This window comes from Pseudomonas sp. PICF6 (assembly GCF_009831705.1).
GTDB classification, from domain to species: Bacteria; Pseudomonadota; Gammaproteobacteria; order Pseudomonadales; family Pseudomonadaceae; genus Aquipseudomonas; species Aquipseudomonas rhizophila.
Map to the genome: position 1 here is coordinate 20,653 of NZ_WUUD01000033.1, position 271 is coordinate 20,923.

Below are 271 nucleotides of genomic sequence, written 5' to 3' on the forward strand. Positions count from 1 at the left end.
CCCGCCGAAGCCGGGGTTGACGCTCATCAGCAGGATCATGTCGACCTTGTCCATCACGTACTTGAGCACGTCCAGGGGCGTGGCCGGGTTGAACACCAGGCCGGCCTTGCATCCGCCTTCGCGAATCAACTGCAGGGAGCGGTCGATGTGCTGGGTGGCTTCGGGGTGGAAGGTGATGTAGGTGGCACCGGCCTCGATGAAGTCGCCGACGATGCGATCCACCGGGCTGACCATCAGGTGCGCGTCGATCGGCGCCGTGACGCCGTACTTG

Annotated in this window: 1 protein-coding gene; it reads right to left on the minus strand. The window is 64.6% G+C overall.

Features of this window, described 5'->3' with window-relative positions:
• On the minus strand, nt 1-271 hold a 271-nt coding region (locus GSM73_RS27835), incomplete at both ends, for a ribulose-phosphate 3-epimerase (protein WP_372241406.1).